Here is a 26,135-nt window from a genome sequence, read left to right on the forward strand (position 1 = left end):
TTATATCAATTGCCGCATTATAGCCTAAGAACGAGTGTCTTTCATGGCGGCGAACAATAGGGTAGTATTGACACGCTCATTACAAATCATTAACAAAAAGTTGCTCTAACGCATCCGTGTAGCAGGACGCAAACGCACATGCAGCGTGATGACAGACGAGCAGAACCAGAAGCGCTCGAAGGAGAGGTGAATGGAAAGCAAAGTAGTTGTTCCGGCGGAAGGTAAGAAGATCACCCTGCAAAACGGCAAACTCAACGTTCCTGAAAATCCGATTATCCCGTTCATTGAAGGCGACGGTATCGGCGTTGATGTAACCCCACCGATGATCAAAGTTGTCGATGCTGCTGTCGAGAAAGCCTATAAAGGCGAGCGTAAAATCTCCTGGATGGAAATCTACACCGGCGAGAAATCCACTCAGGTTTATGGCCAGGATGTCTGGCTGCCTGCTGAAACCTTAGATCTGATTCGTGAATATCGTGTTGCCATCAAAGGCCCCCTGACCACACCAGTTGGCGGCGGTATTCGCTCTCTGAACGTTGCCCTGCGTCAGGAACTTGACCTGTATGTCTGCCTGCGCCCGGTGCGTTATTACCAGGGTACGCCTAGCCCGGTTAAACATCCTGAACTGACCGACATGGTCATCTTTCGTGAAAACTCCGAAGATATCTACGCGGGTATCGAGTGGAAAGCGGACTCTGCCGATGCCGAGAAAGTGATTAAATTCCTGCGCGAAGAGATGGGCGTGAAGAAAATCCGCTTCCCGGAACACTGCGGTATCGGTATTAAACCGTGTTCTGAAGAAGGGACTAAACGTCTGGTTCGTGCAGCGATCGAATACGCCATCGCTAACGATCGTGATTCTGTTACCCTGGTACACAAAGGTAACATTATGAAGTTCACCGAAGGCGCGTTCAAGGACTGGGGTTACCAGTTAGCGCGTGAAGAATTCGGTGGTGAACTGATCGACGGCGGTCCATGGGTGAAAATCAAGAACCCGAAAACCGGTAAAGAGATCGTGGTGAAGGACGTTATCGCCGATGCGTTCCTGCAACAGATCCTGCTGCGTCCGGCTGAATATGACGTGATTGCCTGTATGAACCTGAACGGCGACTACATCTCCGATGCGCTGGCCGCACAGGTTGGTGGTATTGGTATCGCACCGGGTGCGAACATCGGTGACGAATGCGCACTGTTCGAAGCAACCCACGGTACTGCACCGAAGTATGCAGGCCAGGATAAAGTGAACCCAGGTTCCATCATTCTGTCCGCTGAAATGATGCTGCGCCACATGGGTTGGGTGGAAGCGGCTGACCTGATCGTTAAAGGTATGGAAGGCGCGATTAACGCGAAAACCGTAACCTATGACTTCGAACGTCTGATGGACGGCGCTAAGCTGCTGAAATGTTCAGAGTTTGGTGACGCGATCATCGAAAACATGTAATCCAGATCCTGGGTTGTATGAGAACGGGAACCGAGTGGTTCCCGTTTTTTTTATGCCTTAACTCGCGGTTGCGTAATACGTAAGCCGCTCACGATTGCTGCCAGCGAGGCCAGAATGCCAGCGGTTATCAGCGAGACGTGCGTGCCACTGTCGCCAAACTGGTTTAGCATCAGCGCGACCAGTGCGGCTCCGGTACTCTGACCCAGCAAGCGCGCCGTCCCCAGCATACCGCTCGCACCACCGCTGCGTTCACGCGGCGCGGAGGTGATAATGGTGTGGTTATTCGGTGACTGAAACAAGCCAAAACCCGCGCCGCACAGTATCATCGGCCAGATGATATTAACATCCGAGGGAGAAGCGGGTAGCAGCACCAGCGAAAACAGCCCGCTTGCCATTACCGCCATGCCCAACGCGCCCAACAGTCCGGCGTGAACGCGTTCAATCAGATATCCCGCCAGCGGAGCCATCACCATGGTTGCCAGTGGCCATGGCGTCAGTAGCAGCCCCGTTTCAACCTCGCTGCGGCCAAGTACCGTTTGCATAAAGAAGGGCAGGGAAACCAATGCCAGCATTTGTGCGCTGAAGGAACATATCGAGGTACAGATCGAGAGTGAAAACAATGGAATGCGTAGCAGGTCGACCGGCAATAACGGAACCGGCAGCGCAAGCTGACGGCGGATGAAGAAATAACCCACCACGATAAGCGCCACAAGCTCGGTACCAATCAGTTTTAGCGACTGCCCTTGTGCAAACCCGCTGAGCGCGGTAATTAGTAAGCCAAACGTCAAGGCATTCATGACCGCACTTGGCAGATCAAAGCGTGGTTTATTACCGCGGGACGCATTGGGTGGCAAAAAACGCATAGCCAGAAGCAGGGCTATTATTCCCAGCGGGACGTTGATCAGAAACAGCCATTTCCACGAGCCAACAGAGAGAATTGCTGCGGCAATGGTCGGACCCGCAGCCGAAGAGACCGCGACAATAAAGGAGTTGATCCCCATTCCTCGCCCAAGCTGACGCTGAGGATAAATGAGTCGGATCAATGCCGTATTGACGCTCATCAGCGCCGCGCCGCCAAAACCCTGAGCGACGCGCGCCAGCGTCAGCATGTGCAGCGAATCTGACAAAGCACAGAATAGCGATGCCAGCAGGAACACGACCAGGCCGCACTTATAAATGCGCCGGTAACCGAACATATCACCTAAAAAAGAGAACGACAGGAGCGAAACCACGATCGCGATTTGATAGGCGTTCACGATCCAGATTGAGCTGGCTGGTGAGGCCTGAAGATCGGCTGCGATAGTTGGCAGGGCCACGTTCGCGATTGCGCCGTCGAGCACTGCCATAGAGATGCCAATCACAATGGTTAAAATTGCTCCATATCGCTGGGGCAATGGCAGACCATCGGTCTGAGTTTTTTCCATAGGAAGTCAATATTGTCGGAATTTATGATGAGAATAATAATTTTAGCATTGATATTCAGGCGTTAGGTCGCAGATTTGTAACTAAGTAAGCAAAGAGCGATTGCGAGGGGGGATACGTGAAATTATAATAAAAACCGGTTCTGATTTTTATAAAACACTCGAAAGGGGTGATAAATGGCAATCGCAGATCTGGATAAGCAACCCGATTCTGTATCTTCCGTGCTGAAAGTTTTTGGCATTCTGCAGGCGCTGGGTGAAGAGCGCGAAATTGGTATTACCGAATTGTCGCAACGCGTCATGATGTCGAAAAGCACCGTTTATCGCTTTTTGCAGACCATGAAAACGCTGGGTTATGTGGCACAAGAAGGTGAGTCTGAGAAATACTCGCTGACCCTGAAATTATTCGAGTTGGGCGCGCGCGCGTTGCAAAACGTCGATCTTATCCGTAGTGCTGATATCCAGATGCGCGAACTTTCGCGTCTGACTAAAGAAACAGTACACCTCGGTGCGCTGGATGAAGACAGCATTGTCTACATCCACAAAATCGACTCCATGTACAATCTGCGCATGTATTCCCGCGTTGGTCGTCGTAATCCGCTGTACAGTACGGCTATCGGTAAAGTTCTGCTGGCATGGCGTGACCGCGATGAAGTGAAGCAGATTCTGGATGGCATTGAGTACAAACGTAGTACCGATCGTACTATTACGAATACTGATGAATTGCTGGTATTGCTGGATAAAGTGCGTGAGCAGGGCTACGGCGAAGATAACGAAGAACAGGAAGAAGGCCTGCGCTGCATCGGCGTACCGGTGTTTGACCGTTTCGGCGTGGTGATTGCGGGTCTGAGTATTTCATTCCCAACGCTGCGTTTCTCAGAAGAGCGTTTACACGAGTATGTGGCGATGCTGCATACGGCGGCGCGTAAGATTTCAGAACAAATGGGCTATAACGACTATCCGTTCTAATCTGACGTAATCGCGAATGCTAAAAACCCCAGGTATTTTGTACCCGGGGTTTTTTGTGAACAGTCATAACGTTACCAGGCGTAAATAACGTATCGAATGTATTGCTGCGATATTAACCGTTATCGATTATGACCGTGCTTTTCCTGAGCAGGGGACAATCCGACAGGCCAATGATACCACTATTGGTGTGGACGTATTGTGCGGTGCTGGTTCCGCGGGCGGTCAGATATTGGCATTGCAGGCCCAGACCGGCAGCATTCTCTTTACTTCCAATTAAAATTCCATAGCCGCTCAGTAATAAACCGATCCAAACCAGAGCTAACAACACAATAGCGCGGATAATCAGACGCATTACAACCTCTTATCTTTTCTCGTTATTCTTAGATTAGCCTGTACACGGGATGAAACAAGTCAATCATTCCTAAAAAGATTGAATGCCGATACAGTTAACGCTGGGTTTAGGTAACGCATGATAATTTATAGACATAAGATGTAGGGTTGAAGAGTGGAGCTGGAGTGAAAAAAATTCGCTGGGTAGTGCTGATTGTTGTTGTGCTGGTATGCATACTGATGTGGGCGCAGGTGTTCAACATCATGTGCGATCAGGACGTACAATTTTTCAGTGGTATTTGTGCCATCAATAAATTTATTCCCTGGTAAGCGCATTTTCGCAACAGTTGATTACCTTCTTGTGCGGCAGTGGTAAACTACACTGTCTACATTGAGGTGGTGAAATGAACGAAGTTTTGAATTCTGGCGCGTTAAGTTTTGCGTCTTTAGCGGTATCGGTGGTGGTTCTGATTGTCGGGCTTGTTCTTTGGTTTTTCATCAATCGGGCAAGTTCGCGTACTAACGAGCAGATTGAGCTGCTTGAGGCATTGTTAGATCAGCAAAAAAGACAGAATGCTTTACTCCGTCGCCTTTGCGAAGCTAATGAACCCGAGAAAGCTGCAGAACCTACAGCAGAGCCCGCCAGGGATGAAGACGATGACATCATTCGCCTGGTAGCTGAGCGGTAAAAAAGTCTGGCAGGATGAGGTACTGCTGATGTAGTTCTCAGTTGCTTCATCCTGTCATCAGTGCGTCAGACTATTTTCTTCTACCCTCGTCCTGCAATTAGCGGTCGGACCGGTATGTATTCTCAGTATTTTCAGATGCTCCGACTAATTAATATCTTATCCCCGGTCTGATATAAATATAATCTCCCATACGTTAAAAATATGATTATGTCATTTTTGTGATAACGATCGTCTTATTAACAGCGAAACGTTTCTCTTACTTTTTTTGTGCCTTGTCATCATTCTTTCATTATTTTGGTGCAAAACCAGAAGGCGGATCTCATTTTTACGCTTGTGACATTTTATGCATTACTAAGCATAAAAAATGATATCTGGCAGAACCCGCAACAGATAACCTGGAACAACCGAAGCTATTGAGCTATGGTAGAAATGTCCCAGCGTTGGCGCAAGCCAGGCGGGGGAAGAGGGGAAGCGCGTGAATATATCTCTTCTCGAGATGGCGCATAACTGTGCAGTTGCTGTTTGATGAACGACGGGATTTGTGCGACCGATCGAGACACGTTTAAAAATGGCTTGCCATTATTTACGTTGTATGTGATAACACGTTTTGGGTTAAACGAGGTACAGTTCTGTTTATGTGTGGCATTTTCAGTATAGAAGTCCTGAGTAAACACGTTGACGTTGAATACCGCTTCTCTGCCGAACCTTATATTAGTGCCTCAAGCAGTAATGTCTCAGTTTTATCTATGTTATGCCCGCGGGCGAAGAAAATACTCTAAGGAATTTTGCAAATGGCAAAGATTAAAGGTCAAGTTAAGTGGTTCAACGAGTCTAAAGGTTTTGGCTTCATTACTCCGGCTGATGGCAGCAAAGACGTGTTTGTACACTTCTCCGCTATCCAGGGTAACGGCTTCAAAACTCTGGCTGAAGGCCAGAACGTTGAGTTCGAAATTCAGGACGGCCAGAAAGGTCCGGCTGCTGTTAACGTAACAGCTATCTGATCGATACCACTGATTTGAAGCGCTCAGGCGCAACCAATTCAGATATAAAGCCTCGCTTATGCGGGGCTTTTTAATTCAAATTACGTCAAAATATTACTGAATGACCATCCATTAGCGCTTTGTTGCAAAGGCGTGATGTTCGTAGCATAGTTTTCCCCGCTTTCTTTCGGCATTTCCCGTTAAATCAGTCACCTGAAAAACTATCATGCGGGAGTCCAGGTGAAAAAGAAAAACGACATAGATGCGCGCAATTTTACTCCCGTCCGTTTTGCCCTGCTTTGCGTGGCAATATTATTGAGTCTTGGATTGCTGCTGGGTCGGGTTGCGTGGCTGCAAATTGTCACGCCGACGAATCTGGTCAAACAGGAAGACATGCGTTCCTTACGCGAGGTGTCCATCGCTTCGCCGCGCGGAATGATTACCGACAGAGAAGGGCGACCGCTGGCGGTTAGCGTTCCGGTTAACGCCGTCTGGGCCGATCCGAAGACGATCGTTAGCAAAGGGGGTGTTGGCTATAACGAACGCTGGCAAGCGTTAGCAAAGACGCTGCATATTTCGCTCACCACGCTGGCTGAACGCGTTAACAGCAATCCGGCCGGGCGGTTTATCTACCTGGCGCGTCAAATCTCTCCTCAGCAGGCTGAATGGGTCGATAAACTGGATCTACCAGGGATCAATCTGCGTGAAGAGTCCCGCCGCTTTTATCCCGCCGGACATGTTGCAGCTAATCTGATTGGTTTCACCAACATTGACGGGCAGGGTATTGAAGGGCTGGAGAAAAGCTTCAATAGCCAACTGATGGGCAAACCCGGCTCCCGCCTGGTACGGAAAGACAAATTTGGCCATGTCATCGAAAATATCACCGAAGTGATGCCGGTACCGGCGCATGAATTACAGCTCAGCATTGATGAGCGTTTGCAGACGGTTACTGAAGACGCGCTGGATAATGCCGTAACGTGGAATAAGGCGGAATCCGGGGCCGCTGTTCTGGTCAATATTGCCACCGGCGAAATACTTTCCATGGCAAGCTTTCCCGACTTCAATCCCAATAACCGTGATGGTGCGGTCCTGGATGATTTTCGTAACCGTGCAATTAGCGACACCTTTGAACCCGGCTCAACCGTTAAGCCTCTGGTGATCATGACCGCTCTACAGCAGGGGATTGTGCAACCGGACAGCGTGATTGATACCCATCCTTTTAACGTTGATGGACATCGCATCCGCGACGTCGGGTTTTACCCGGAGTTATCCCTGACCGGAATTTTGCAGAAATCCAGCGATACCGGCGTATCACACCTTTCGCTGGCAATGCCGGTACAGAAACTCCTCGATACCTATAAAAGCTTTGGCTTTGGCGATCCAACCGGACTGGGGTTAACCGGGGAAAGTAGCGGTTTAATGCCTCAACGCCGCTACTGGAGCGATCTGGACCGGGCAACTTTCGCATTTGGTTATGGGTTAATGGTGACGCCGCTCCAGCTGGCGCATGTCTATGCCACCATCGGCAGCTTCGGTATTTACCGCCCGCTTTCTATTACGCGTATCGATCCGCCGGTAATAGGTACACGGGTGATGCCGGAGGCGCTGGTTCACCAGGTTGAACATATGATGGAAAGCGTCGCGCTACCTGGTGGCGGGGGAACCAAGGCTGCAGTCAGAGATTATCGCGTAGCGGTTAAGACCGGAACGGCAAAGAAAATTGGCGATGATGGCAAATATGTCGATAAATACGTGGCCTATACGGCGGGCGTCGCGCCAGCGAGCGACCCGAAATTCGCGCTGGTCGTGGTGATTAATAACCCGCAAAACGGTGCATATTATGGGGGGGCAGTCTCCGCGCCTGTATTCAGCCAGATTATGGGCGATGTCCTGCGTCTGGAAAACATCAAACCGGACGGCATGCCAGCCGACTCCGATCATCTGCTGGTGATGCACGGCAGTAGCGTATCCTCGCCGTCGATGTAAGTTATTTTCCAGGGGCGCGATTCGCGTTACACTTGCGCCCTTAAATCATCAGCCGGAGTTGTCATGTCCTTTTCCTGTCCTCTTTGCCACCAGCCTCTTACACAAGTGAATAACAGTTTTGTCTGCCCGGAGCGGCATCAGTTTGACGTGGCGAAAGAAGGGTATGTCAACTTACTGCCGGTTCAGCATAAGCGATCGCGCGATCCGGGTGACAGCGCTGAGATGATGCAGGCGCGACGGGCATTTCTTGATGCCGGACACTATCAGCCGCTGCGTGATGCTATTGTGGATGCGCTCACACAGAGGCAGATTACAGAAGATGCGGCGATCCTGGATATTGGTTGTGGGGAAGGGTATTACACCCATGCGTTTGCTGATGCGCTGGCGGGCTGTAAAACTTTTGGTCTTGATGTCGCCAAAGTAGCAATTAAAGCCGCGGCCCGACGCTATCCGCAGGTGACCTTTTGCGTTGCCTCCAGCCATCGTCTGCCGTTTGCAGATGAGTCGATGGATGCCATCATCAGGATCTACGCGCCCTGTAAAGCGCAAGAGTTGGCCCGCGTGGTAAAACCAGGTGGATGGGTAATCACCGCCACGCCGGGTCCGCGTCATTTGATGGAGCTGAAAGGGCTGATTTATGATGAGGTGCGGTTGCATGCGCCACACGCAGAGCAACTGGACGGTTTTGTGCTGCAACAGAGTATTGCGCTGGGGTATCAGATGCAGCTTCAGGGCAGCGAGGCCGTTGCGTTATTGCAAATGACGCCCTTCGCCTGGCGGGCAAAGCCGGAAGTGTGGGAAACGCTAGCGGGGAAAACGAAGTTTGACTGCCAGACTGACTTTAGTATTCATATCTGGCAGCGCCTGAATTAACCGTGGAAGTGTGCCCAGAGGATCTGGGCGCCGATACCAATCAGTACCACCCCGCCTAAAATTTCAGCCCGCTTGCCCAGCATCGGGCCTATAAAACGACCGATCATCATGCCAAGCGTGGACATAATCAACGTGGCGCAGCCGATGGCCAGCGCAGTGGCAATAATGTTGACCTGCAGAAAAGCCAGACCCACCCCGACGGCCATCGCGTCGAGACTGGTCGCAATGGCAGTGGTGACCAGCAGCCAGAAACCGTGACGGCGCTGCGGCTCTTCATCTTCATCATCGTTGTCACGAAAGCCTTCGATTATCATTCGCCCGCCTAAAAAGATCAGCAGAATGAAGGCGATCCAGTGGTTCCACTCCAGCACGAATTTGCTGGCCAGCATCCCCATGCCCCAGCCAATCAGCGGCGTAAGCGTTTCAACTGCGCCGAATATAAGGCCAGTCCGCAGTGCTTCAGAAAATTTAGGTTTATGCAGGGTGGCGCCTTTGCCAATTGATGCGGCGAAAGCATCCATCGACATGCCGAAAGCAAGAAGAACGGTAGCGGTGAGATTCATAACAGCGTCCTGACCGGGGTATCCATAAAACACATCACTGCCCCCAGTAACCATGCATACAGGCTGGAATCACTGTGAATACAGCGCCATTCAGATATGCAATGCAGTTGATGTGCCTATGGTCTCGCCTGACGGAACCTGTAAGTTCAGTCCGTACGCGCCACGTTTTTCAACGAGTATGTTGACACGTACATTTCCGGAGTCTGGAAATCGGCTACTCCCCAACGACGGGCGCAACCTTAACATATATTGAGAATATAAAACAAGAAATGGAGAAATAATATTTGACTTCTAATTGAAAACGATTTTCATTTAGATTTATTGATCAATAAAACGTTAAAACAAATAACATTATGAGCGGTGAAATATAGCCTTGGCTATGTCTGTTTTTAAGTTGATATATAAAAACATAGTTCAGGCTATATTTGTAACTTACTGATTTGAAATTAAAAGTTTATATATTCTCTCGAGATCGTCTATATTTCGTACGCGAATCAGCAATCGTCTATGTTCTAATTGCATCACTAATACACCGTCTTCAGATAAATTCATCTCTTTAATGCGGTTATATTCAATCCAGACGTTGGCGAAGAAAAAACCTTTCTGCTTGAAGATGATTTTGGGTGTACGGATCCAGAACAGATACAACCCCATCAATACCAGAGCACATAATAACCATGTGGTAAATTGCGCGCCATGGCTGGTGACGTTGTTGTAGATAAGAATAGCTACCAAGCCAAGGAAGATAACGCTGTCGACTCTGCTACGGGGAAGCAGGGCGACAGTCAGCAGAGTGGGGCCATTACGGCGGGGCATGATGAACTGATCGTAAATGGCATACGCCAGCAGCGAAAAGATAAATAGAACCAGTACCAGGTCCGTGATAGTCATGAATCCTCAACCCTCTAAATAGAAAAACCGGGGGCAAGCCCCCGGCGATGTACAACAGTCTTACAGGCCGAGCAGTCCAACAGCGTAGCCCGCGATACCGATGACGAAGAAGCCAACGATGATCCACAGCGGGTTCACTTTCTTACGCAGCAGCCACATACAGGCGAATGTCAGTAGCAGAGGAACCAGACCCGGCATCAGCTGGTCAAGGATAGTCTGCACGGTGGTGACGCGAGTCTGACCATCCTGGCCGGTAATAGTGGAAACCACCAGCGGGATGTTTACGTGCGTCCACTTGTTAACCAATGCCCCCATGACAAACAGGCCGAGGATTGACGCCCCCTCAGTCAGTTTCTGCAGGAAGCCGCCGCCCATATCTTTTACGATATCGACACCTTTACGGTAGCCATATGCCACACCGTAATAACGGGTTGCCAGACGTACCAGGTTAAACAGGATGAAGAACAGCAAAGGCCCAAGCAGACTGCCGCTCATCGCGATCCCTGCGCCGAGTGCGGCGAATACCGGACGAACGGTACCCCAGAAGATCGGGTCACCCACGCCTGCCAGCGGCCCCATCAGACCAACTTTGATACCGTTGATGGCACCATCGTCAATCTCTGCGCCGTTTGCACGCTGTTCTTCCATCGCCAGCGTAACGCCCAGTACTGGAGCGGCTACGTACGGATGGGTGTTAAAGAATTCCAGGTGACGCTTAATAGCCTGCTTACGTGCGTCGTTGTTTTCCGGGTACAAGCGGCGGATAGCCGGCACCATGGAGAAACAGAAACCCAGCGCCTGCATACGTTCGAAGTTCCATGAACCCTGAAACAGGTTAGAACGAATGAACACGCCACGAATGTCACTCGGAGTGAGTTTTTTCTCGGTGGTAGTTTTAGTCATATCAACCATTTCGCTCACCTGCTAGTCCAGTTCGTTATCGAGATCGTTATTGCCAGCCGCAGCAGCAGGTGCACCGGCTACACGGTTATATTTCGGGCTCAGCTGAATGTAGAGGATCGCCATTACTGCGCCAATCACACCCAGAGCAACCAGGTTGAAGTTAGTAAATGCCGCGGTGACGAAGCCAAGGTAGAAGAATGGCATCAGGTAGCCTGCGCGCATCATGTTGATGACCATCGCATAGCCGACCACGACGATCATACCGCCTGCGATGTTCAGACCACCGGTCACAACTTCCGGAATGGCGTTAAGCATGCTTTGAACTTCACTGGTACCAACAGAAATCGCCACGATTACCGCCGGAATAGCGATACGCATAGCCTGCAGGAACAGAGAGGACACGTGCAGCCAGGAGAGCGCCGTCAGGTTACCGTTTTCCGCCGCCTTATCCGCCGCGTGCTGGAATGCTACGGTGATAGTACGAACGATGATGGTCAGTACCTGGCCTGCTGCTGCCAGCGGGATAGCCAGCGCGATACCGGCACCGATACTTTGGTGACCCGCGATAACCAGAACGGTAGAGATAATTGAGGCCAGTGCGGCATCAGGCGCAACCGCAGCACCGATGTTCATCCAGCCCAGGGCGATCATTTCCAGGGTACCACCGATGATGATACCGGTTTTCATATCCCCGAGAACGGCGCCAATCAGCGTACAGGCCACCAACGGACGGTGGAACTGAAATTCATCGAGTACCGACTCCATACCCGCGATACATGCGACGATGAACACCAGCACAATCTGAAGAGTGGTAATCTCCATTGTACTTCTCCTATTGCTATACAGACTTAAGTGTGAAAACTAAGTAAATGCCAGGGAGTTATTTCGCCTTGGCAATCAAATCCATCATTTTCAGTTTCTGATCGGTAGAAACTTTACGCGCTTCGAGCTCAATACCGCGTTCATTGAGTTTCTTGAAGGCTTCGATGTCTTTTTCATCGACAGAAATTGCGTTGTTTACCTGCGTTTTACCCTGACGGAAAGCCATACCGCCAATGTTTACAGAGGTAATTTTCACACCACCTTCAACGATACGTTCTACGTCGGTAGGGTTGGTGAACAACAGCATCACACGCTCACCTGCATATTTCGGGTTGTTATAGACGCGGATCATTTTCGCGACATCAACCACATGCGCCGTCACACCCGGAGGTGCTACCTGAGTCAGCAGCGTTTTACGCACGGTATCGGCGGCAACTTCATCACTGACGACGATAATGCGTGTTACGTTGGTTTCTTTGGTCCAGCGAGTTGCCACCTGACCATGGATTAATCGGTCATCAATACGCGCCAGGCCGATCTGCATATAATCGTTCGGACCCATCGGTTTCGCGGGGGCTGCTGCTTTAGGTGCTACGACTGGGGCAGGAGCGGCTTTTTCCACCGGTTTCGCTTTCAGCGCTTTCACGCCTTCGCTACCGGTTTCAACGGCCAGTGCCACTAATTCATCGAAGCTCGGGTTGTCATCACGCGCCATGAAGGTTTCAACCAGCATGGGAATGTTCACACCGGCGATAACTTCGTAATGCTCTTTATCGACGACAATGCGGCTCGCAGCGTTAAACGGGCTGCCTCCCCATGTGTCAACGAGAAACAGCACGCCTTTACTGGTATCGAGTTTTGCTAACTGAGCGTTGTACTTTTCAATCAGCGTTTCGGCATTTTCGCCTGGAACGAAATCGATCCAGCCGACGTTTTCCTGCTCGCCTAACAGCATTTCTGCCGTCTTAAGTAACTGCTCTGCAGCCCAACCATGTGTGCCTATTACAATAGCAATGGTCACTTGCTACCTCCTTTATTATCGTTAACACATCAACGTGAAGATGTATTTGAATCGTCGTCCGCAATCGAATCGATTCAGATAAGGGTTACAAAGAAAAACCTATGATTTTCGTGAATTATTTTAGATATCGAAAAAAATATTTTATGTGATGAAGATCCGTAATTTAACTTCCGATGAAAAGAAATTTCGAAGGGTAAAATATCTCCGAAACAACTTATTGCAAAGGAAGTTAAATCTTTGCTAAAAACCGGTTGTCTCTGTTATGTTTAGCATCTGTTTAATTACTCAGGAGTATAGGGCAGTAGCCCACCATATGGATCGTCACCGACGTCATTTCACCTTCAGGCCGTATCAAGCCTGTCAGATTGGCACTTTTTGCCACAAATTTTCTCTGCATATCGCTTTAACGCCTGAGATCCTCAGCGCGCAGTTTGGTCATTCCTTAAGCAGGAGCTTGTCATGGAATTATTAATGGACCCGCAGATTTGGGTGGGTTTGCTCACGCTTGTCGTTCTCGAAATTGTTCTGGGTATTGATAACCTGGTCTTCATTGCGATCCTGGCTGATAAGCTGCCGCCGAAACAGCGAGATAAAGCGCGTTTAATCGGTTTGTCACTGGCACTGATTATGCGTCTGGGCTTGTTGTCCGTGATTTCGTGGATGGTGACGCTGACAAAGCCGCTGTTTACGGTAATGGACTATGCGTTCTCGGGGCGCGATCTGATTATGCTGCTGGGGGGTATCTTCCTCTTGTTCAAGGCTACGACAGAGCTGCATGAGCGGCTGGAAAACCGTGAACATGATACTGGGCAGACGAAAGGGTATGCGAGCTTTTGGGTTGTCGTCACGCAGATTGTCATCCTCGATGCCGTGTTCTCGCTGGATGCGGTGATTACGGCGGTCGGTATGGTCAACCATCTGCCAGTGATGATGGCGGCAGTAGTGATTGCCATGGCCGTGATGCTGTTGGCCTCTAAGCCGCTGACCCGATTTGTGAACCAACACCCGACGGTGGTGGTGCTGTGTTTGAGCTTCCTGTTGATGATCGGTCTGAGCCTGGTTGCTGAAGGGTTTGGCTTCCACATTCCGAAAGGTTATCTGTATGCGGCGATTGGTTTCTCGATCATCATTGAGCTGTTTAACCAGATTGCCCGTCGTAACTTTATTCGTCACCAGTCAACGCTGCCATTGCGTGCGCGTACTGCCGATGCCATCCTGCGTCTGATGGGCGGTAAACGCCAGGCCAGCGCGCAGATGGAATCCGACAACCCGGTGCCGGTTCCCGTTCCGGAAGGCGCATTTGTGGAAGAAGAACGCTATATGATCAACGGCGTCCTCTCTCTGGCGTCGCGTTCATTACGTGGCATTATGACGCCGCGGGGTGAAATTAGCTGGGTTGATGCCGACCTGAGCGTGGCGGAAATACGCGAGCAGTTGCTTTCTTCACCTCACAGCCTGTTCCCGGTATGTCGCGGTGAACTGGACGAAATCATCGGTATTGTGCGTGCTAAAGAGCTGCTGGTGGCGCTGGAAGACGGTGTAGATGTGGCGGCGATTGCCTCTGCGTCTCCGGCTATCGTTGTCCCGGAAACGCTGGATCCAATCAATCTGTTAGGCGTTCTGCGCCGTGCCCGCGGCAGCTTTGTCATCGTCACTAACGAGTTTGGCGTAGTACAGGGTCTGGTCACGCCGCTGGACGTATTAGAAGCCATCGCCGGTGAATTCCCGGACGCCGATGAAACCCCTGAAATTATTGCTGATGCAGGTGGTTGGTTGGTGAAAGGCGGTACCGATCTGCATGCGTTGCAGCAGGCGCTGGACGTAGATACGTTAGTGAATGAAGATGAAGACATCGCCACGGTGGCAGGTTTAGTCATTGCGGCTAACGGCCATATTCCACGCGTAGGTGATGTTATCGACGTTCCGCCGTTAAGCATTACGATTGTCGAAGCGAATGACTATCGTGTGGATTTGGTTCGCATTGTTAAAGAACAACCCGCTCACGACGAAGACGAGTAATCGGGTTTAGCGAAACGGCATGACGGGCATACTGTGCCGCCCGTTATGCCGGGTGGGCGGCGGCGTGCTGCCCGCCAGCCATTTTGGAAAATCGCGCAGCGGCATCGGCTTCGCATACAAAAAACCTTGCAATAAATGTACGCCGTGTCGGCGCAAATGCTGTGCCTGCGCCTGTGTCTCAACGCCTTCCGCCACCAGTTCAATATTCAGTTTTTTACCCAACGCGATAATGATGTCTGTGACGGTTGAATTCACGGCGTCTGTTCCAATCGCAGAAGTAAATGATTTATCAATCTTCAGCACATCCGGGCGGAGCTTTTCCAGCCAGGAGAGCGAGCTGTTGCCGGTGCCGAAATCATCAATTGCCAGCTTTACGCCCAGCCGATTTAACTCGCGCACGACCCGATAATCCACATCCAGTAACGCATCGCGTTCGGTGAGTTCGATAACCAACTGCTGAATAGGGTGCTGGCTGAACCAGTACTGGTTGAGATCTTTTAGCAGCGTACCGTTACGAAAATGGCTGGCGGCAACATTAATTCCAATATGAAACTGGCTGCTCATCGGGAAAACGTGCCGCTGCTGAATGGTTTCTGCGATGACATGACGGGTAAGTGGCACTATCAGGTTGTGTTCCTCAGCGATGGGAATAAATACTTCGGGAGAGATCCAACCCTGGCGAGGGTTATTCCAGCGTAAAAGGATTTCCACGCCCATGCATTGCTGGGTTTGCGCGTTGAGCAGCGGCTGGCAAAACAGCTCAAATTCCCGTGCCGCAAGGGCCAGATTGATCTCCCAGGAGAAGCTCATTCTGCTGGCAGTTGCCAGCCATGCCAGGTAGCCGACTAATAAACTCAGGATCACTGCCAGCGGAAGCTGTGTTGGCAGATGTTTAATCGCCAGTTCGCTGGCGCCAGGACCGGTGACGCTGATGGTAAAGGGAAAATGCTGCGATGAGAGCTGGTAGCGTTTTTCATTATTCAGTTCAGGGAGCGTATCGACAACACCTTGTCCGTATAGCAAATGGCGATTACCGACGGTTAAGCTGGCATTGGTGATTTGCGGCGGCTGGGGTTCAAGCAGCATCGACGACAATAAATCAATATTAACGATTTCCAGTACGCCATCTTCGCCATCGGCAGAGGATGGATACCATTGCGTCAGAATCGGACTGCCTTTAATCAGCGAATGGTCGGTAGACAGCAGTAGTTGCGGTTCCCGGCTGGGTAATTCAGGCTCCAGTTGACGAACAGGCACATTGCGATAACCAAAAATGCTGGAGCAATAAAGGATCCCGCTTTGAATCAGGCTGATAGAGCGTACCGTTTGTAGCCTGGCAGCATGTTTGCTCAGGGGTAAACGTGCAACTGAACAGGGGAGACCAATCAACGGCAACAGCATATCGCGTCCGGTCTGTAGGGGTAAAAGTATGTCATCCAACTCTTCAACGGCGTGGTTGGCAAAGGTGACGGTATTGTGATGATTTAAATTACGCTCCGAAATAAATCGGACAGCTAATGTGAGGATGAGCGTCAGTAGTGCACATAATGTGCAGACGATTAAGCGATTCCGGCGATAGTTTTTGATGATCCGTTGTGCTGTTTGCATGCGGGCCGCCCGATAAGCCGTTGGTCACAGTAGCCAACAGCAACAGAGCAAGTGTAGTGGGGAAAATTACGGCAGACGAGGGTGAGAGGGCAAATTCGCCCATCCGTCGCAGATGGGCGAAAATTAAGTATTAGTCACACTGAACTTTGATTGCCAGGCCACCGCGTGACGTTTCGCGGTATTTGGCATTCATGTCTTTACCTGTTTCGTACATGGTCTCAATGACTTTATCCAGCGAGACGCGCGGAGCGCTGGTACGGCGCATTGCCATACGCGCAGCGTTGATGGCCTTCACTGAAGCAATGGCATTACGCTCAATGCACGGAACCTGTACCTGGCCGGCAACCGGATCGCAGGTTAAGCCGAGGTTATGTTCCATACCGATTTCGGCAGCAACACACACTTGCTCAGGGCTCGCGCCTAACAGTTCAGCCAGACCAGCGGCAGCCATGGAGCAGGCTACGCCCACTTCACCCTGACAACCGACTTCTGCACCGGAGATAGACGCATTCATTTTGTACAACGCGCCAATCGCGCCGGCAGCCAGGAAATAACGGGTGTAGATATCCGGGCTGACGGACTCGATGAAATGATCGTAATAGGCCAGTACCGCAGGCACGATTCCGCAGGCACCGTTGGTTGGCGCAGTCACTACGCGACCACCCGCGGCGTTTTCTTCGTTTACGGCCAGCGCGAACATGTTCACCCAGTCGATCACGTTCATCGGATCGTTGGACAGCTTATCACTGGAAACCAGCATACGACGCAAAGCTGAAGCACGACGAGGAACGCGCAGTGGACCCGGCAGTACGCCTTCGGTGTTCATACCGCGATCGATACAGGCCTGCATGGTCTGCCAGACGTTGCCAAAGTACTCTTCGATCTCTTTTTTACTGTGCAGAGCAAGTTCGTTCTGCATCGCCATACCAGAGAGAGACAGGCCGGTGGTGTTACAGTATTCCAGCATTTCAGTGGCGGATTTGAACGGATAAGGCACGCTGACCTCGCCCGCGGCATCCTGACCAAAATGTTCTTCATCAACGATGAATCCACCGCCGATGGAGTAGTAAGTTTTGCTGTAAATGACGGTTTCGCCATTGTACGCATGGATCTGCATCCCGTTTTCATGCAGCGGCAGGTTGCCATTGTGAAAACGCATCCCGTCATTCTGCGGGAAATCCACTTCGTGCTGCCCCTGCGCAAGCAGCAGGCGTCCACGCGTTTCTACGTCGCGGATAAATCCGGGGATGCTGTCAATATCCACGGTAGCAGGTTCATTGCCTGCCAGACCCATAATAATGGCGATATCGGTGTGGTGACCTTTACCCGTGAGCGACAATGAACCATACACGTCGACGGCGACACGAGTAACGCTGTCCAGTAATCCTTTTTCGACCAGGTCATCGACGAACTGTTTACCCGCCTTCATAGGCCCTACGGTATGGGAAGATGAGGGACCAATCCCCACCTTAAACATGTCGAATAGACTAATCACGATAATACTCCTACAGGGCGACTGGGGTTTCCAGTAACGATGTTATAACTGCGCATAGTGTAAGAGGGAACGCGGCGATCGGCTTAACTATTCACATGAATTAAACTAATAGATAACCGCGGTTTTACTAATGTTGTGACCTGAGTTTCAAGTTGTCTATGGAGCGCGTAAAGATAAGTATAGTCAGGGCTTGACGCCAATTTGCAGCGCCAGCTCACGAATTATTCCGGCGGTCATTCCCCAGACGAAATATTGCTCATACCAGGAAAGCCATACACGATGTGAATCGCCGCGGCGGTAGATATCCAACGGGTGATAACGACCTAAATGCAGGGCCTGCGCCAGCGGCATTTCGAACACGGCGGAAACTTCGTCTTCACTTGCGCGATACGGCAAATTTGGCGGGATAATACCTACCACCGGTGTGACCTGGAAGCCGGTCACGCTGTCGACCGGTGGCAGAACGCCAATCACCTCAACGCAAGAAGGGGGGATCGCCACTTCTTCCTGCGCTTCGCGAAGGGCGGCGGCAATCAACGAGGCGTCGCTGCTATCCACCGCGCCGCCGGGAAAGGCGACCTGTCCGGCGTGCTTGCGCAGATGAACGGATCGCTGGGTTAACAGCAACCCAGGCTGCGCACGACGTACGACAGGGATCAGTACGGCGGCCTGGCGCTGGTTTAACGCGGCATGGTTGACCTGCGGGCGCAGGAGTTGGAAGCGCGATAAAAAATCATCAAGCGTCAGGCTGCTGTATTCCACGTCTCAGTTCTCCAGTTGGTGCAAAATACGATTCACTTTATCAAACGTTTCCTGATACTCCGCGTCTTCCTGACTGTCCGCCACAATGCCACCGCCAGCGGAACAATAAATTTGTCCGTCTGTGGCCGTCAGCGTGCGAATGGTGATGCTGGTATCCATATTGCCGCAAAAGCTCAGATAACCAATGCTGCCGCACCAGGCGTTGCGTCTTTGCGGCTCCAGTTCGTCAATAATTTCCATCGCCCGCACTTTCGGCGCACCGGTAATAGAGCCGCCAGGGAAGGCGGCGCGCAGCAGGTCGGTGGCGTGTAATGACTCTGGCAGACGCGCAGTAATGGTGCTGACCAAATGATGAACAGCAGGGAACGGTTCGACCACAAACAGCTCAGGAACCTGTACCGAACCCGGTTCAGCAACGCGGCCAATATCATTACGCATCAAATCGACGATCATCAGGTTCTCCGCACGATCTTTCGGCGAGTTCGCCAGCCTCCGGGCCTGCTCTCGATCGGCATCGGTATCTTCAAGCCTCGGTAGCGTGCCTTTAATCGGACGCGTCTGGATGTGCTGGTTTTCCAGCAGAATAAATCGTTCCGGCGAAAGGCTGAGGATTACGCCTTCCTCAAGACGAATAAACGCGCTAAACGGGGCGCGGTTGGCGCGATTGAGTCTGACAAATGCCTGCCACTCATCGCCCTGATAATGCGCCTGAAAACGTTGGGCAAGGTTGACCTGATAGCAGTCGCCGCTGTGCAGGTAGCGCTGTACCTGGCGGAATTTTACGCCGTACTGGGCACGGCTCATATTGGACTGCCACGCCGAGGTTAATGTAAATGGCTCACCTATTGATGATTGTTGCGCGTTGAGCCATTGCAGCCGCGCTTCAACATCGGTATGGCTGAGCAGGGATACGGTCTGCAACTGATGATCGACAATCAGCGCCCAGTCGTAAATGCCTATCGCCATATCCGCAAGTGCAATATCGCGCCCGGCAATAGCGGGCAGAGATTCAAAGCGTCGGCCAAGATCGTAGCCAAACAGGCCTAACGCGCCGCCCTGAAACGGCAGGTCCGGGTGATAATCAGGGGTGATCTTGCGAGCGCTAAGAACTGACTGCAATACCGTCATCGGATCATCAAGCGTGCGTACGGTGGCGTTTCCGTCATCCACAACGGTCTCTTCAGCCTGCGTAACCAACGTGGCGACTGGGTCAGCCACCAGAATATCAAAGCGGCTATGCGGATGGTCGGCGTGACCAGAATGTAACAGCATCGCCCAGGGCAGATGGCTTAAGGTCGAAAAATAGCGTTCAGCGGCGTCCTGACGCCAGGGTAATGTGATTACTGCGGGAGATAACGTCTTCATCAGTCCTGACTCGTTGCTACGCTACTGGCTAACTGCGCGGTAGCATGAAATAATTAGCGCAGACAATTTAGCAGGAGTTAACAATGTTTGCAGGTTTACCTTCACTCAGTCATGAGCAGCAGCAAAAAGCGGTAGAGCGTATTCAGGAGCTGATGTCGCAGGGGATGAGCAGCGGACAAGCCATTGCTCTGGTTGCTGAAGAGTTACGCGCCAGCCATACCGGCGAGCGGATTGTGGCGCGTTTTGAAGACGAAGACGAGTAACGCCGCTTATACCGCAGCGATAATCTTGATCTCAACTTTATATTTCGGGTTCATTAACCCGGCCTGAACGGTACAACGTACCGGCGCGTGACCCGCAACAACCCACGCGTCCCAGGCTTTGTTCATGGCGGTAAAATCGTTTTTGTCCGCCAGGAACAGGGTGGCATCAAGAATACGTGACTTGTTGCTGCCCTGTTTTTCCAGCACCGCATCAATTTGCGCCAGCGTATTTGCCGTTTGCTCAAAGGCGTCTGCATCCAGATTTTCCGGCACGCCGGTGTAATACAGCGTGTTGTTGTGGATTACCACGTCGGACCAACGCGCTTCGGCATCAATGCGCACAATCGTCATAAATCATTCCTCATTTACGGGTTTTCAAATAGCTTTGGGTTGCGCCAAGACTGCCATAATGTTGTGCCCACGTCACCTCTTCAACTGGCGAAAGAGCCGCGGGCCTGACATAATCCCTGTTCAAATGAACAGGGGGCAGTGTGACGGACGATTTTGCAGCAGACGGTCAGTTGGCTAAAGCGATACCCGGTTTTAAACCGCGTGAACCACAGCGGCAGATGGCTTTCGCGGTCAGTCATGCTATCGAAAAATCACAGCCGCTTGTTGTAGAAGCCGGAACCGGAACGGGTAAAACCTACGCTTATCTTGCCCCTGCGCTGCGTGCCGGAAAGAAGGTGATTGTCTCCACGGGCTCGAAGGCGTTACAGGATCAGCTTTACAGCCGGGATTTACCCACCGTGGCGAAAGCGCTGGAGTTCACCGGTAAACTGGCGCTGCTGAAAGGGCGTTCAAATTATCTGTGCCTTGAGCGTCTCGAACAACAGGCGCTGGCGGGCGGCGACCTGCCGGTGCAAACTTTGAGCGACGTCATCCTTCTGCGCTCATGGTCAAATCAAACCCTTGATGGCGACATCAGCACCTGCGTTAGCGTGGCCGAAGACTCTCAGGCCTGGCCGCTGGTGACCAGCACTAACGACAATTGTCTTGGCAGCGACTGCCCGCTGTATAAAGAGTGCTTTGTCGTTAAAGCGCGCAAAAAAGCAATGGATGCAGATGTGGTTGTGGTAAACCACCATCTGTTTCTCGCTGACATGGTGGTGAAGGAGAGTGGGTTTGGCGAACTGATCCCTGAAGCGGAGGTGATGATCTTCGATGAAGCTCACCAGTTACCGGATATTGCCAGCCAGTACTTTGGTCAATCGCTCTCCAGTCGCCAACTGCTGGATCTGGCGAAAGATATCACCATTGCCTATCGCACCGAGCTGAAAGACACTCAGCAACTGCAAAAATGCGCCGACCGCCTGGCGCAAAGCGCTCAGGACTTCCGCCTACAGCTTGGCGAGCCGGGCTATCGCGGAAACCTGCGGGAACTGTTGGCTGACCAGCGTGTACAACGCGCGCTTTTGTTGCTCGATGACACGCTGGAGCTGTGTTACGACGTGGCGAAACTGTCCCTCGGACGTTCGGCCTTGCTGGATGCCGCGTTTGAACGCGCCACGCTTTACCGCGCTCGTCTGAAGCGCCTGAAAGAGATCAACCAGCCGGGCTTCAGCTACTGGTATGAATGCACCTCCCGCCATTTCACCCTTGCGCTGACGCCGCTCACGGTGGCGGATAAATTTAAAGAAGTGATGGAACAAAAGCCGGGCTGCTGGATTTTTACCTCCGCGACGCTGTCGGTAAACGATGATCTTCACCACTTCACCGCGCGGCTGGGTATTGAAGATGCCGAGTCGATGCTGCTGCCAAGTCCATTTGATTACACCCGCCAGGCGCTGCTGTGCGTGCCGCGTAATCTCCCGCAAACCAATCAGCCGGGGGCTGCGCGTCAGTTGGCATCCATGCTGCGTCCCATTATCGAAGCGAATAACGGTCGCTGCTTTATGCTGTGTACCTCACACGCGATGATGCGCGATCTGGCTGAACAATTCCGCGCCACCATGACGCTCCCTGTACTGCTGCAGGGCGAAACCAGCAAAGGACAACTGCTACAGCAATTTGTCAGCGCAGGTAATGCGTTACTGGTTGCCACCAGCAGCTTCTGGGAAGGCGTGGACGTGCGCGGCGATACGCTGTCGCTGGTAATTATCGATAAACTACCGTTCACCTCGCCGGACGACCCGCTGTTAAAAGCACGGATGGAGGACTGTCGTTTGCGCGGCGGCGATCCGTTTGAAGACGTTCAGTTGCCGGATGCGGTCATCACCCTGAAACAGGGGGTAGGCCGTTTGATTCGTGACGCCGACGATCGTGGAGTGCTTGTGATTTGCGACAATCGTCTGGTGATGCGGCCTTACGGCGCCACCTTCCTGGCGAGCCTTCCTCCTGCGCCGCGTACGCGTGACATTGCTCGCGCTGTTCGCTTTCTTGCCATACCAACGACTGAGTAATTTGTAACGGAGTGTGGTAAGATGCGCGCCAAATTTATTTGACCTGATCACAAACACCCATGCGAATTCTGGCTATCGATACCGCCACAGAGGCGTGCTCTGTTGCCCTGTGGAATGACGGTACTGTCAAGGCTCATTTCGAGCTTTGCCCACGAGAACACACCCAACGAATTTTACCGATGGTCCAGGAAATCCTGGCCGCTGGCGATCTCACGTTAACCGATATCGACGCCCTGGCGTTTGGTCGCGGTCCCGGCAGTTTCACCGGCGTACGTATTGGGATTGGCATTGCTCAGGGGCTGGCGTTAGGCGCGAATTTACCCATGATCGGCGTCTCCACCCTGGCGACAATGGCGCAGGGAGCCTGGCGTAAGTCGGGTTCGACCCGCGTACTGGCTGCAATTGACGCGCGAATGGGCGAAGTCTACTGGGCTGAATACCAGCGTGATGACAACGGAAACTGGCGCGGAGAAGAAACCGAAGCGGTGTTAACCCCCGAGCAGGTGCATGAGCGTTTACTGCACCTGTCTGGCGAGTGGGTAACGGTCGGCACGGGCTGGCCTGCGTGGCCTGAACTTGGCAAAGATAGCGGTCTGATGCTCCGCGATGGCGACGTTTTGCTTCCAGCGGCTGAAGATATGCTGCCTGTTGCCACGCAAATGCTGGCTGCCGGTAACACCGTGGCGGTTGAACATGCTGAACCGGTTTATTTACGTAACACCGTCGCGTGGAAGAAACTTCCCGGTAAAGAATGAATCTTAGTAGTACATCCCCGGTTAATTCGCGCAGGCGTCAGTACGCAACATGGTGAACAGGCCGGGGCAGAAGCTAAGAAAAGGGAGTCGCAATATGGCGGTGCAAAAGCAGTTCTTGAAAGGTGTGTTGGCGGGAGCATTAGCGTTAATGCTTAGCGGCTGCGTCACCATCCCGGACGCAATTAAAGGTTCGAGCCCAACGCCGCAGCAGGATCTGGTGCGGGTAATGAATGCGCCGCAGCTGTATGTCGGTCAGGAGGCGCGTTTCGGCGGCAAAGTGGTGGATATTCAGAACCAGCAGGGGAAATCTCGTCTGGAAATAGCCACCGTTCCTCTTGATAGCGGGGCGCGACCCGTGCTGGGCGAAGCCTCCCGCGGGCGGATATATGCTGATGTAAATGGCTTCCTCGACCCGGTGGACTTTCGCGGGCAACTGGTTACCGTCGTCGGTCCAATTAGCGGTACGGTGGACGGAAAAATCGGTAATACGCCGTATAAATTCATGCTGATGCAGGTAACCGGTTATAAACGCTGGCATATTACTCAGCAAATTGTTATGCCGCCTCAGCCTATCGACCCCTGGTTCTACGGTGCGCGTGGCTGGCCTTACGGTGGCTACGGCGGATGGGGATGGTACAATCCCGGCCCGGCACAGGTTCAGACCATAGTAACTGAGTAACTCTTTGTATTATTGGTAAAAGAAACAGCGGCTCGTCCGCTGTTTCTGCATTAACGTGGATATAAGAAAAATAAATAGTGACGTGCTTCGCAACCTTGTCGTTGTGTAATAAACAAACTGGTACGCTGAGTTAATATTATGTTAACAGTTTGTTTATTACCTGGGGTTGTGATGACGACGAATACGCATTTTAGAGGTGATGTATTGAAAAAGGTTTGGCTTAACCGTTATCCCGCTGGTGTTCCTGCGGAGATCAATCCTGACCGTTATCAATCCCTGGTGGAACTCTTTGAACACTCAGTAAGACGGTATGCCGATCAGCCCGCGTTTGTAAACATGGGGGAGGTGATGACCTTCCGCAAGCTTGAAGAGCGGAGCCGGGCATTTGCGGCTTATTTACAACAAGGCCTGGGGCTGAAAAAGGGCGATCGCGTCGCGCTGATGATGCCGAACCTGCTGCAATATCCGGTCGCACTGTTTGGGATTTTACGTGCCGGCATGATCGTCGTGAACGTTAACCCGCTTTACACGCCTCGCGAGCTGGAACATCAGCTTAATGACAGCGGCGCGTCGGCGATTGTCATCGTGTCCAACTTTGCCCACACGTTGGAAAAAGTGGTCGACAAAACGTCGGTACAACACGTGATCCTGACGCGTATGGGCGATCAGCTGTCGACCGCAAAAGGGACGCTGGTCAACTTTGTCGTCAAGTATATCAAACGGCTGGTGCCGAAATATAACCTGCCGGATGCCATCTCGTTTCGCAGTGCGCTGCAAAACGGTTATCGCATGCAGTATGTGAAACCCGAAGTGGTGTCGGAAGATCTGGCGTTCCTGCAATATACCGGCGGGACAACCGGCGTGGCGAAAGGCGCGATGCTCACGCACCGCAACATGCTGGCTAACCTGGAGCAGGTTAACGCCACATACGGCCCGTTGCTGCATCCGGGCAAAGAACTGGTGGTAACGGCTCTACCGCTGTATCACATTTTTGCGCTGACGATGAATTGCCTGCTGTTTATTGAGCTGGGTGGTCAAAACCTGCTGATTACTAACCCGCGTGATATCCCAGGACTGGTCAAAGAGCTGGCGAAGTATCCGTTTACCGCGATGACCGGCGTCAATACGCTGTTTAACGCGCTGCTGAATAACAAAGAGTTTCAGCAACTGGATTTCTCGTCACTGCACCTTTCAGCAGGCGGCGGCATGCCGGTTCAACAAGCGGTAGCTGAACGTTGGGTGAAGCTGACGGGGCAGTATCTGCTGGAAGGCTATGGTCTGACGGAGTGCGCCCCGCTGGTGAGCGTCAACCCTCACGATATCGACTACCATAGCGGCAGTATCGGGTTACCGGTTCCTTCCACCGAGGTCAAACTGGTGGATGACGACGACAACGAAGTGCCGCCAGGAGAACCGGGCGAACTGTGCGTGAAAGGTCCGCAGGTGATGCTGGGCTACTGGCAGCGACCAGACGCCACTGACGAAATCGTCAAAGATGGCTGGCTGCACACTGGCGATATTGCGGTGATGGATGACGAAGGCTTCCTGCGTATTGTCGATCGTAAGAAAGATATGATCCTGGTCTCCGGCTTTAACGTTTATCCGAACGAAATTGAAGACGTGGTTATGCAACATCCTGGCGTGCAGGAAGTAGCTGCAGTTGGCGTTCCGTCCGGCAGCAGCGGTGAAGCGGTGAAAATTTTCGTGGTGAAGAAAGACGCCTCGTTAACCGATGAAGCGCTGGTTACTTTCTGTCGTCGTCACCTGACGGGCTATAAAGTACCGAAGCTGGTTGAGTTTCGCGATGAGTTGCCGAAATCTAACGTCGGTAAAATTTTGCGACGAGAATTACGTGACGAAGCGCGCGCCAAAGTGGACAATAAAGGCTGAGCGTTAAG

27 protein-coding genes are annotated in these 26,135 nt (G+C 51.9%); 15 read left to right on the top strand and 12 right to left on the bottom strand.

Features of this window, described 5'->3' with window-relative positions; all coding sequences use genetic code 11:
• Nucleotides 1-190: 190 nt before the first annotated feature.
• Entirely contained in the window at nt 191-1,441 is a 1,251-nt protein-coding gene (icd, locus tag OGV94_RS24035) for an NADP-dependent isocitrate dehydrogenase (protein ID WP_003030769.1), read from the top strand.
• 50 nt (nt 1,442-1,491) lie between these two features.
• Here icd and OGV94_RS24040 read toward each other — a convergent pair whose 3' ends face one another.
• Complete coding sequence (locus OGV94_RS24040) at nt 1,492-2,865, bottom strand: MFS transporter (RefSeq protein WP_213732962.1); 1,374 nt, start codon at nt 2,863-2,865, stop codon at nt 1,492-1,494.
• 174 nt (nt 2,866-3,039) lie between these two features.
• Between OGV94_RS24040 and kdgR the strand changes: the two genes are divergently transcribed.
• Nucleotides 3,040-3,831 carry a DNA-binding transcriptional regulator KdgR gene (gene kdgR / locus OGV94_RS24045; RefSeq protein ID WP_003833778.1) on the top strand — a complete coding sequence of 264 codons (792 nt, stop codon included), beginning with the start codon at nt 3,040-3,042 and terminating at the stop codon, nt 3,829-3,831.
• Nucleotides 3,832-3,943: 112 nt separating this feature from the next.
• On the opposite strand, the gene OGV94_RS24050 is transcribed toward kdgR, so the two are convergent.
• On the bottom strand, nt 3,944-4,183 hold the full coding sequence (locus OGV94_RS24050; protein WP_003034975.1) for a YobH family protein: 240 nt from the start codon (nt 4,181-4,183) through the stop codon (nt 3,944-3,946).
• Between the two features lie 164 nt (nt 4,184-4,347).
• On the opposite strand from OGV94_RS24050, the gene mgrB reads away from it, so the two are divergent.
• The 6 genes from mgrB (at nt 4,348) to rlmA (ending at nt 8,689) form a co-directional block, all read left to right on the top strand.
• The gene (gene mgrB / locus OGV94_RS24055) at nt 4,348-4,491 is read left to right on the top strand and encodes a PhoP/PhoQ regulatory lipoprotein MgrB (RefSeq protein ID WP_003034977.1); all 144 of its coding nucleotides are present in this window, start codon (nt 4,348-4,350) and stop codon (nt 4,489-4,491) included.
• A gap of 74 nt (nt 4,492-4,565) precedes the next feature.
• Nucleotides 4,566-4,850: a YebO family protein gene (locus OGV94_RS24060; protein ID WP_043016039.1), complete on the top strand. Its 285-nt coding sequence runs from the start codon at nt 4,566-4,568 to the stop codon at nt 4,848-4,850.
• Between the two features lie 635 nt (nt 4,851-5,485).
• Complete coding sequence (locus OGV94_RS24065) at nt 5,486-5,629, top strand: DUF2627 domain-containing protein (RefSeq protein ID WP_075146299.1); 144 nt, start codon at nt 5,486-5,488, stop codon at nt 5,627-5,629.
• Between the two features lie 12 nt (nt 5,630-5,641).
• Nucleotides 5,642-5,851, top strand: coding sequence for a transcription antiterminator/RNA stability regulator CspE (gene cspE, locus OGV94_RS24070; protein ID WP_001062678.1), 210 nt, complete (start codon nt 5,642-5,644; stop codon nt 5,849-5,851).
• A 219-nt stretch (nt 5,852-6,070) separates the two neighbouring features.
• On the top strand, nt 6,071-7,816 hold the full coding sequence (gene ftsI2 / locus OGV94_RS24075; RefSeq protein ID WP_213732963.1) for a peptidoglycan DD-transpeptidase FtsI2/PBP3(PARA): 1,746 nt from the start codon (nt 6,071-6,073) through the stop codon (nt 7,814-7,816).
• Between the two features lie 63 nt (nt 7,817-7,879).
• Complete coding sequence (gene rlmA / locus OGV94_RS24080) at nt 7,880-8,689, top strand: 23S rRNA (guanine(745)-N(1))-methyltransferase (protein ID WP_047410564.1); 810 nt, start codon at nt 7,880-7,882, stop codon at nt 8,687-8,689.
• On the opposite strand, the gene mntP is transcribed toward rlmA, so the two are convergent.
• The 5 genes from mntP to manX form a co-directional block, all read right to left on the bottom strand.
• On the bottom strand, nt 8,686-9,252 hold the full coding sequence (gene mntP / locus OGV94_RS24085) for a manganese efflux pump MntP (RefSeq protein WP_043016042.1): 567 nt from the start codon (nt 9,250-9,252) through the stop codon (nt 8,686-8,688). The two genes, rlmA and mntP, sit on opposite strands and share 4 nt — an antisense overlap.
• A gap of 432 nt (nt 9,253-9,684) precedes the next feature.
• Nucleotides 9,685-10,143 (bottom strand): DUF986 family protein, encoded by a 459-nt coding sequence (locus OGV94_RS24090; RefSeq protein WP_047410567.1) that lies wholly within the window; start codon nt 10,141-10,143, stop codon nt 9,685-9,687.
• 60 nt (nt 10,144-10,203) lie between these two features.
• Complete coding sequence (locus tag OGV94_RS24095; protein ID WP_003833769.1) at nt 10,204-11,055, bottom strand: PTS mannose transporter subunit IID; 852 nt, start codon at nt 11,053-11,055, stop codon at nt 10,204-10,206.
• 12 nt (nt 11,056-11,067) lie between these two features.
• The gene (locus tag OGV94_RS24100) at nt 11,068-11,868 is read right to left on the bottom strand and encodes a PTS mannose/fructose/sorbose transporter subunit IIC (RefSeq protein ID WP_003021004.1); all 801 of its coding nucleotides are present in this window, start codon (nt 11,866-11,868) and stop codon (nt 11,068-11,070) included.
• Between the two features lie 58 nt (nt 11,869-11,926).
• Nucleotides 11,927-12,889 carry a PTS mannose transporter subunit IIAB gene (manX, locus tag OGV94_RS24105; protein WP_172862940.1) on the bottom strand — a complete coding sequence of 321 codons (963 nt, stop codon included), beginning with the start codon at nt 12,887-12,889 and terminating at the stop codon, nt 11,927-11,929.
• A gap of 313 nt (nt 12,890-13,202) precedes the next feature.
• Between manX and OGV94_RS25255 the strand changes: the two genes are divergently transcribed.
• On the top strand, nt 13,203-13,361 hold the full coding sequence (locus OGV94_RS25255) for a protein YoaL (RefSeq protein WP_370766360.1): 159 nt from the start codon (nt 13,203-13,205) through the stop codon (nt 13,359-13,361).
• Complete coding sequence (gene yoaE, locus OGV94_RS24110; protein WP_043016044.1) at nt 13,349-14,908, top strand: CNNM family cation transport protein YoaE; 1,560 nt, start codon at nt 13,349-13,351, stop codon at nt 14,906-14,908. The genes OGV94_RS25255 and yoaE overlap by 13 nt, the downstream gene beginning before the upstream one ends.
• Before the next feature lie 6 nt (nt 14,909-14,914).
• Here the strand turns inward: yoaE and pdeD are convergent, their stop codons facing one another.
• The 4 genes from pdeD to pabB form a co-directional block, all read right to left on the bottom strand.
• Complete coding sequence (gene pdeD / locus OGV94_RS24115; RefSeq protein ID WP_043016045.1) at nt 14,915-16,516, bottom strand: cyclic di-3',5'-guanosine monophosphate phosphodiesterase PdeD; 1,602 nt, start codon at nt 16,514-16,516, stop codon at nt 14,915-14,917.
• A 130-nt stretch (nt 16,517-16,646) separates the two neighbouring features.
• Complete coding sequence (gene sdaA, locus OGV94_RS24120; RefSeq protein ID WP_043016046.1) at nt 16,647-18,011, bottom strand: L-serine ammonia-lyase; 1,365 nt, start codon at nt 18,009-18,011, stop codon at nt 16,647-16,649.
• A gap of 183 nt (nt 18,012-18,194) precedes the next feature.
• Nucleotides 18,195-18,773, bottom strand: a complete 579-nt coding sequence (locus tag OGV94_RS24125; RefSeq protein WP_005122183.1) for a CoA pyrophosphatase — start codon at nt 18,771-18,773, stop codon at nt 18,195-18,197.
• Nucleotides 18,774-18,776: 3 nt separating this feature from the next.
• Nucleotides 18,777-20,138, bottom strand: a complete 1,362-nt coding sequence (gene pabB, locus OGV94_RS24130; protein ID WP_075146296.1) for an aminodeoxychorismate synthase component 1 — start codon at nt 20,136-20,138, stop codon at nt 18,777-18,779.
• 83 nt (nt 20,139-20,221) lie between these two features.
• Between pabB and OGV94_RS24135 the strand changes: the two genes are divergently transcribed.
• Nucleotides 20,222-20,401, top strand: a complete 180-nt coding sequence (locus OGV94_RS24135) for a YoaH family protein (RefSeq protein WP_003020986.1) — start codon at nt 20,222-20,224, stop codon at nt 20,399-20,401.
• 6 nt (nt 20,402-20,407) lie between these two features.
• Here OGV94_RS24135 and OGV94_RS24140 read toward each other — a convergent pair whose 3' ends face one another.
• Complete coding sequence (locus OGV94_RS24140) at nt 20,408-20,752, bottom strand: RidA family protein (protein WP_267449348.1); 345 nt, start codon at nt 20,750-20,752, stop codon at nt 20,408-20,410.
• 140 nt (nt 20,753-20,892) lie between these two features.
• On the opposite strand from OGV94_RS24140, the gene yoaA reads away from it, so the two are divergent.
• The 4 genes from yoaA (at nt 20,893) to fadD (ending at nt 26,127) form a co-directional block, all read left to right on the top strand.
• Nucleotides 20,893-22,803 (top strand): DNA repair helicase YoaA, encoded by a 1,911-nt coding sequence (gene yoaA, locus OGV94_RS24145; protein WP_181633884.1) that lies wholly within the window; start codon nt 20,893-20,895, stop codon nt 22,801-22,803.
• 59 nt (nt 22,804-22,862) lie between these two features.
• The gene (gene tsaB, locus OGV94_RS24150) at nt 22,863-23,558 is read left to right on the top strand and encodes a tRNA (adenosine(37)-N6)-threonylcarbamoyltransferase complex dimerization subunit type 1 TsaB (protein ID WP_100194265.1); all 696 of its coding nucleotides are present in this window, start codon (nt 22,863-22,865) and stop codon (nt 23,556-23,558) included.
• Between the two features lie 94 nt (nt 23,559-23,652).
• On the top strand, nt 23,653-24,237 hold the full coding sequence (locus OGV94_RS24155) for a Slp family lipoprotein (RefSeq protein ID WP_043016050.1): 585 nt from the start codon (nt 23,653-23,655) through the stop codon (nt 24,235-24,237).
• Nucleotides 24,238-24,441: 204 nt separating this feature from the next.
• Entirely contained in the window at nt 24,442-26,127 is a 1,686-nt protein-coding gene (fadD, locus tag OGV94_RS24160; protein ID WP_123915245.1) for a long-chain-fatty-acid--CoA ligase FadD, read from the top strand.
• The last annotated feature ends 8 nt before the right edge of the window (nt 26,128-26,135 follow it).

It is taken from the genome of Citrobacter sp. Ce006 (assembly GCF_030336535.1).
In the GTDB taxonomy this organism is placed as follows: domain Bacteria; phylum Pseudomonadota; class Gammaproteobacteria; order Enterobacterales; family Enterobacteriaceae; genus Citrobacter; species Citrobacter europaeus.

Bases quoted from the DNA above. Each gene is read 5' to 3' on its own strand.
- icd (WP_003030769.1), top strand. From the start codon at position 191: ATGGAAAGCAAAGTAGTTGTTCCGGCGGAAGGTAAGAAGATCACCCTG.
- OGV94_RS24040 (WP_213732962.1), bottom strand. From the start codon at position 2,865: ATGGAAAAAACTCAGACCGATGGTCTGCCATTGCCCCAGCGATATGGA.
- kdgR (WP_003833778.1), top strand. From the start codon at position 3,040: ATGGCAATCGCAGATCTGGATAAGCAACCCGATTCTGTATCTTCCGTG.
- OGV94_RS24050 (WP_003034975.1), bottom strand. From the start codon at position 4,183: ATGCGTCTGATTATCCGCGCTATTGTGTTGTTAGCTCTGGTTTGGATC.
- OGV94_RS24060 (WP_043016039.1), top strand. From the start codon at position 4,566: ATGAACGAAGTTTTGAATTCTGGCGCGTTAAGTTTTGCGTCTTTAGCG.
- OGV94_RS24065 (WP_075146299.1), top strand. From the start codon at position 5,486: ATGTGTGGCATTTTCAGTATAGAAGTCCTGAGTAAACACGTTGACGTT.
- cspE (WP_001062678.1), top strand. From the start codon at position 5,642: ATGGCAAAGATTAAAGGTCAAGTTAAGTGGTTCAACGAGTCTAAAGGT.
- rlmA (WP_047410564.1), top strand. From the start codon at position 7,880: ATGTCCTTTTCCTGTCCTCTTTGCCACCAGCCTCTTACACAAGTGAAT.
- mntP (WP_043016042.1), bottom strand. From the start codon at position 9,252: ATGAATCTCACCGCTACCGTTCTTCTTGCTTTCGGCATGTCGATGGAT.
- OGV94_RS24090 (WP_047410567.1), bottom strand. From the start codon at position 10,143: ATGACTATCACGGACCTGGTACTGGTTCTATTTATCTTTTCGCTGCTG.
- OGV94_RS24095 (WP_003833769.1), bottom strand. From the start codon at position 11,055: ATGGTTGATATGACTAAAACTACCACCGAGAAAAAACTCACTCCGAGT.
- OGV94_RS24100 (WP_003021004.1), bottom strand. From the start codon at position 11,868: ATGGAGATTACCACTCTTCAGATTGTGCTGGTGTTCATCGTCGCATGT.
- OGV94_RS25255 (WP_370766360.1), top strand. From the start codon at position 13,203: ATGGATCGTCACCGACGTCATTTCACCTTCAGGCCGTATCAAGCCTGT.
- yoaE (WP_043016044.1), top strand. From the start codon at position 13,349: ATGGAATTATTAATGGACCCGCAGATTTGGGTGGGTTTGCTCACGCTT.
- pdeD (WP_043016045.1), bottom strand. From the start codon at position 16,516: ATGCAAACAGCACAACGGATCATCAAAAACTATCGCCGGAATCGCTTA.
- pabB (WP_075146296.1), bottom strand. From the start codon at position 20,138: ATGAAGACGTTATCTCCCGCAGTAATCACATTACCCTGGCGTCAGGAC.
- OGV94_RS24135 (WP_003020986.1), top strand. From the start codon at position 20,222: ATGTTTGCAGGTTTACCTTCACTCAGTCATGAGCAGCAGCAAAAAGCG.
- OGV94_RS24140 (WP_267449348.1), bottom strand. From the start codon at position 20,752: ATGACGATTGTGCGCATTGATGCCGAAGCGCGTTGGTCCGACGTGGTA.
- tsaB (WP_100194265.1), top strand. From the start codon at position 22,863: ATGCGAATTCTGGCTATCGATACCGCCACAGAGGCGTGCTCTGTTGCC.
- OGV94_RS24155 (WP_043016050.1), top strand. From the start codon at position 23,653: ATGGCGGTGCAAAAGCAGTTCTTGAAAGGTGTGTTGGCGGGAGCATTA.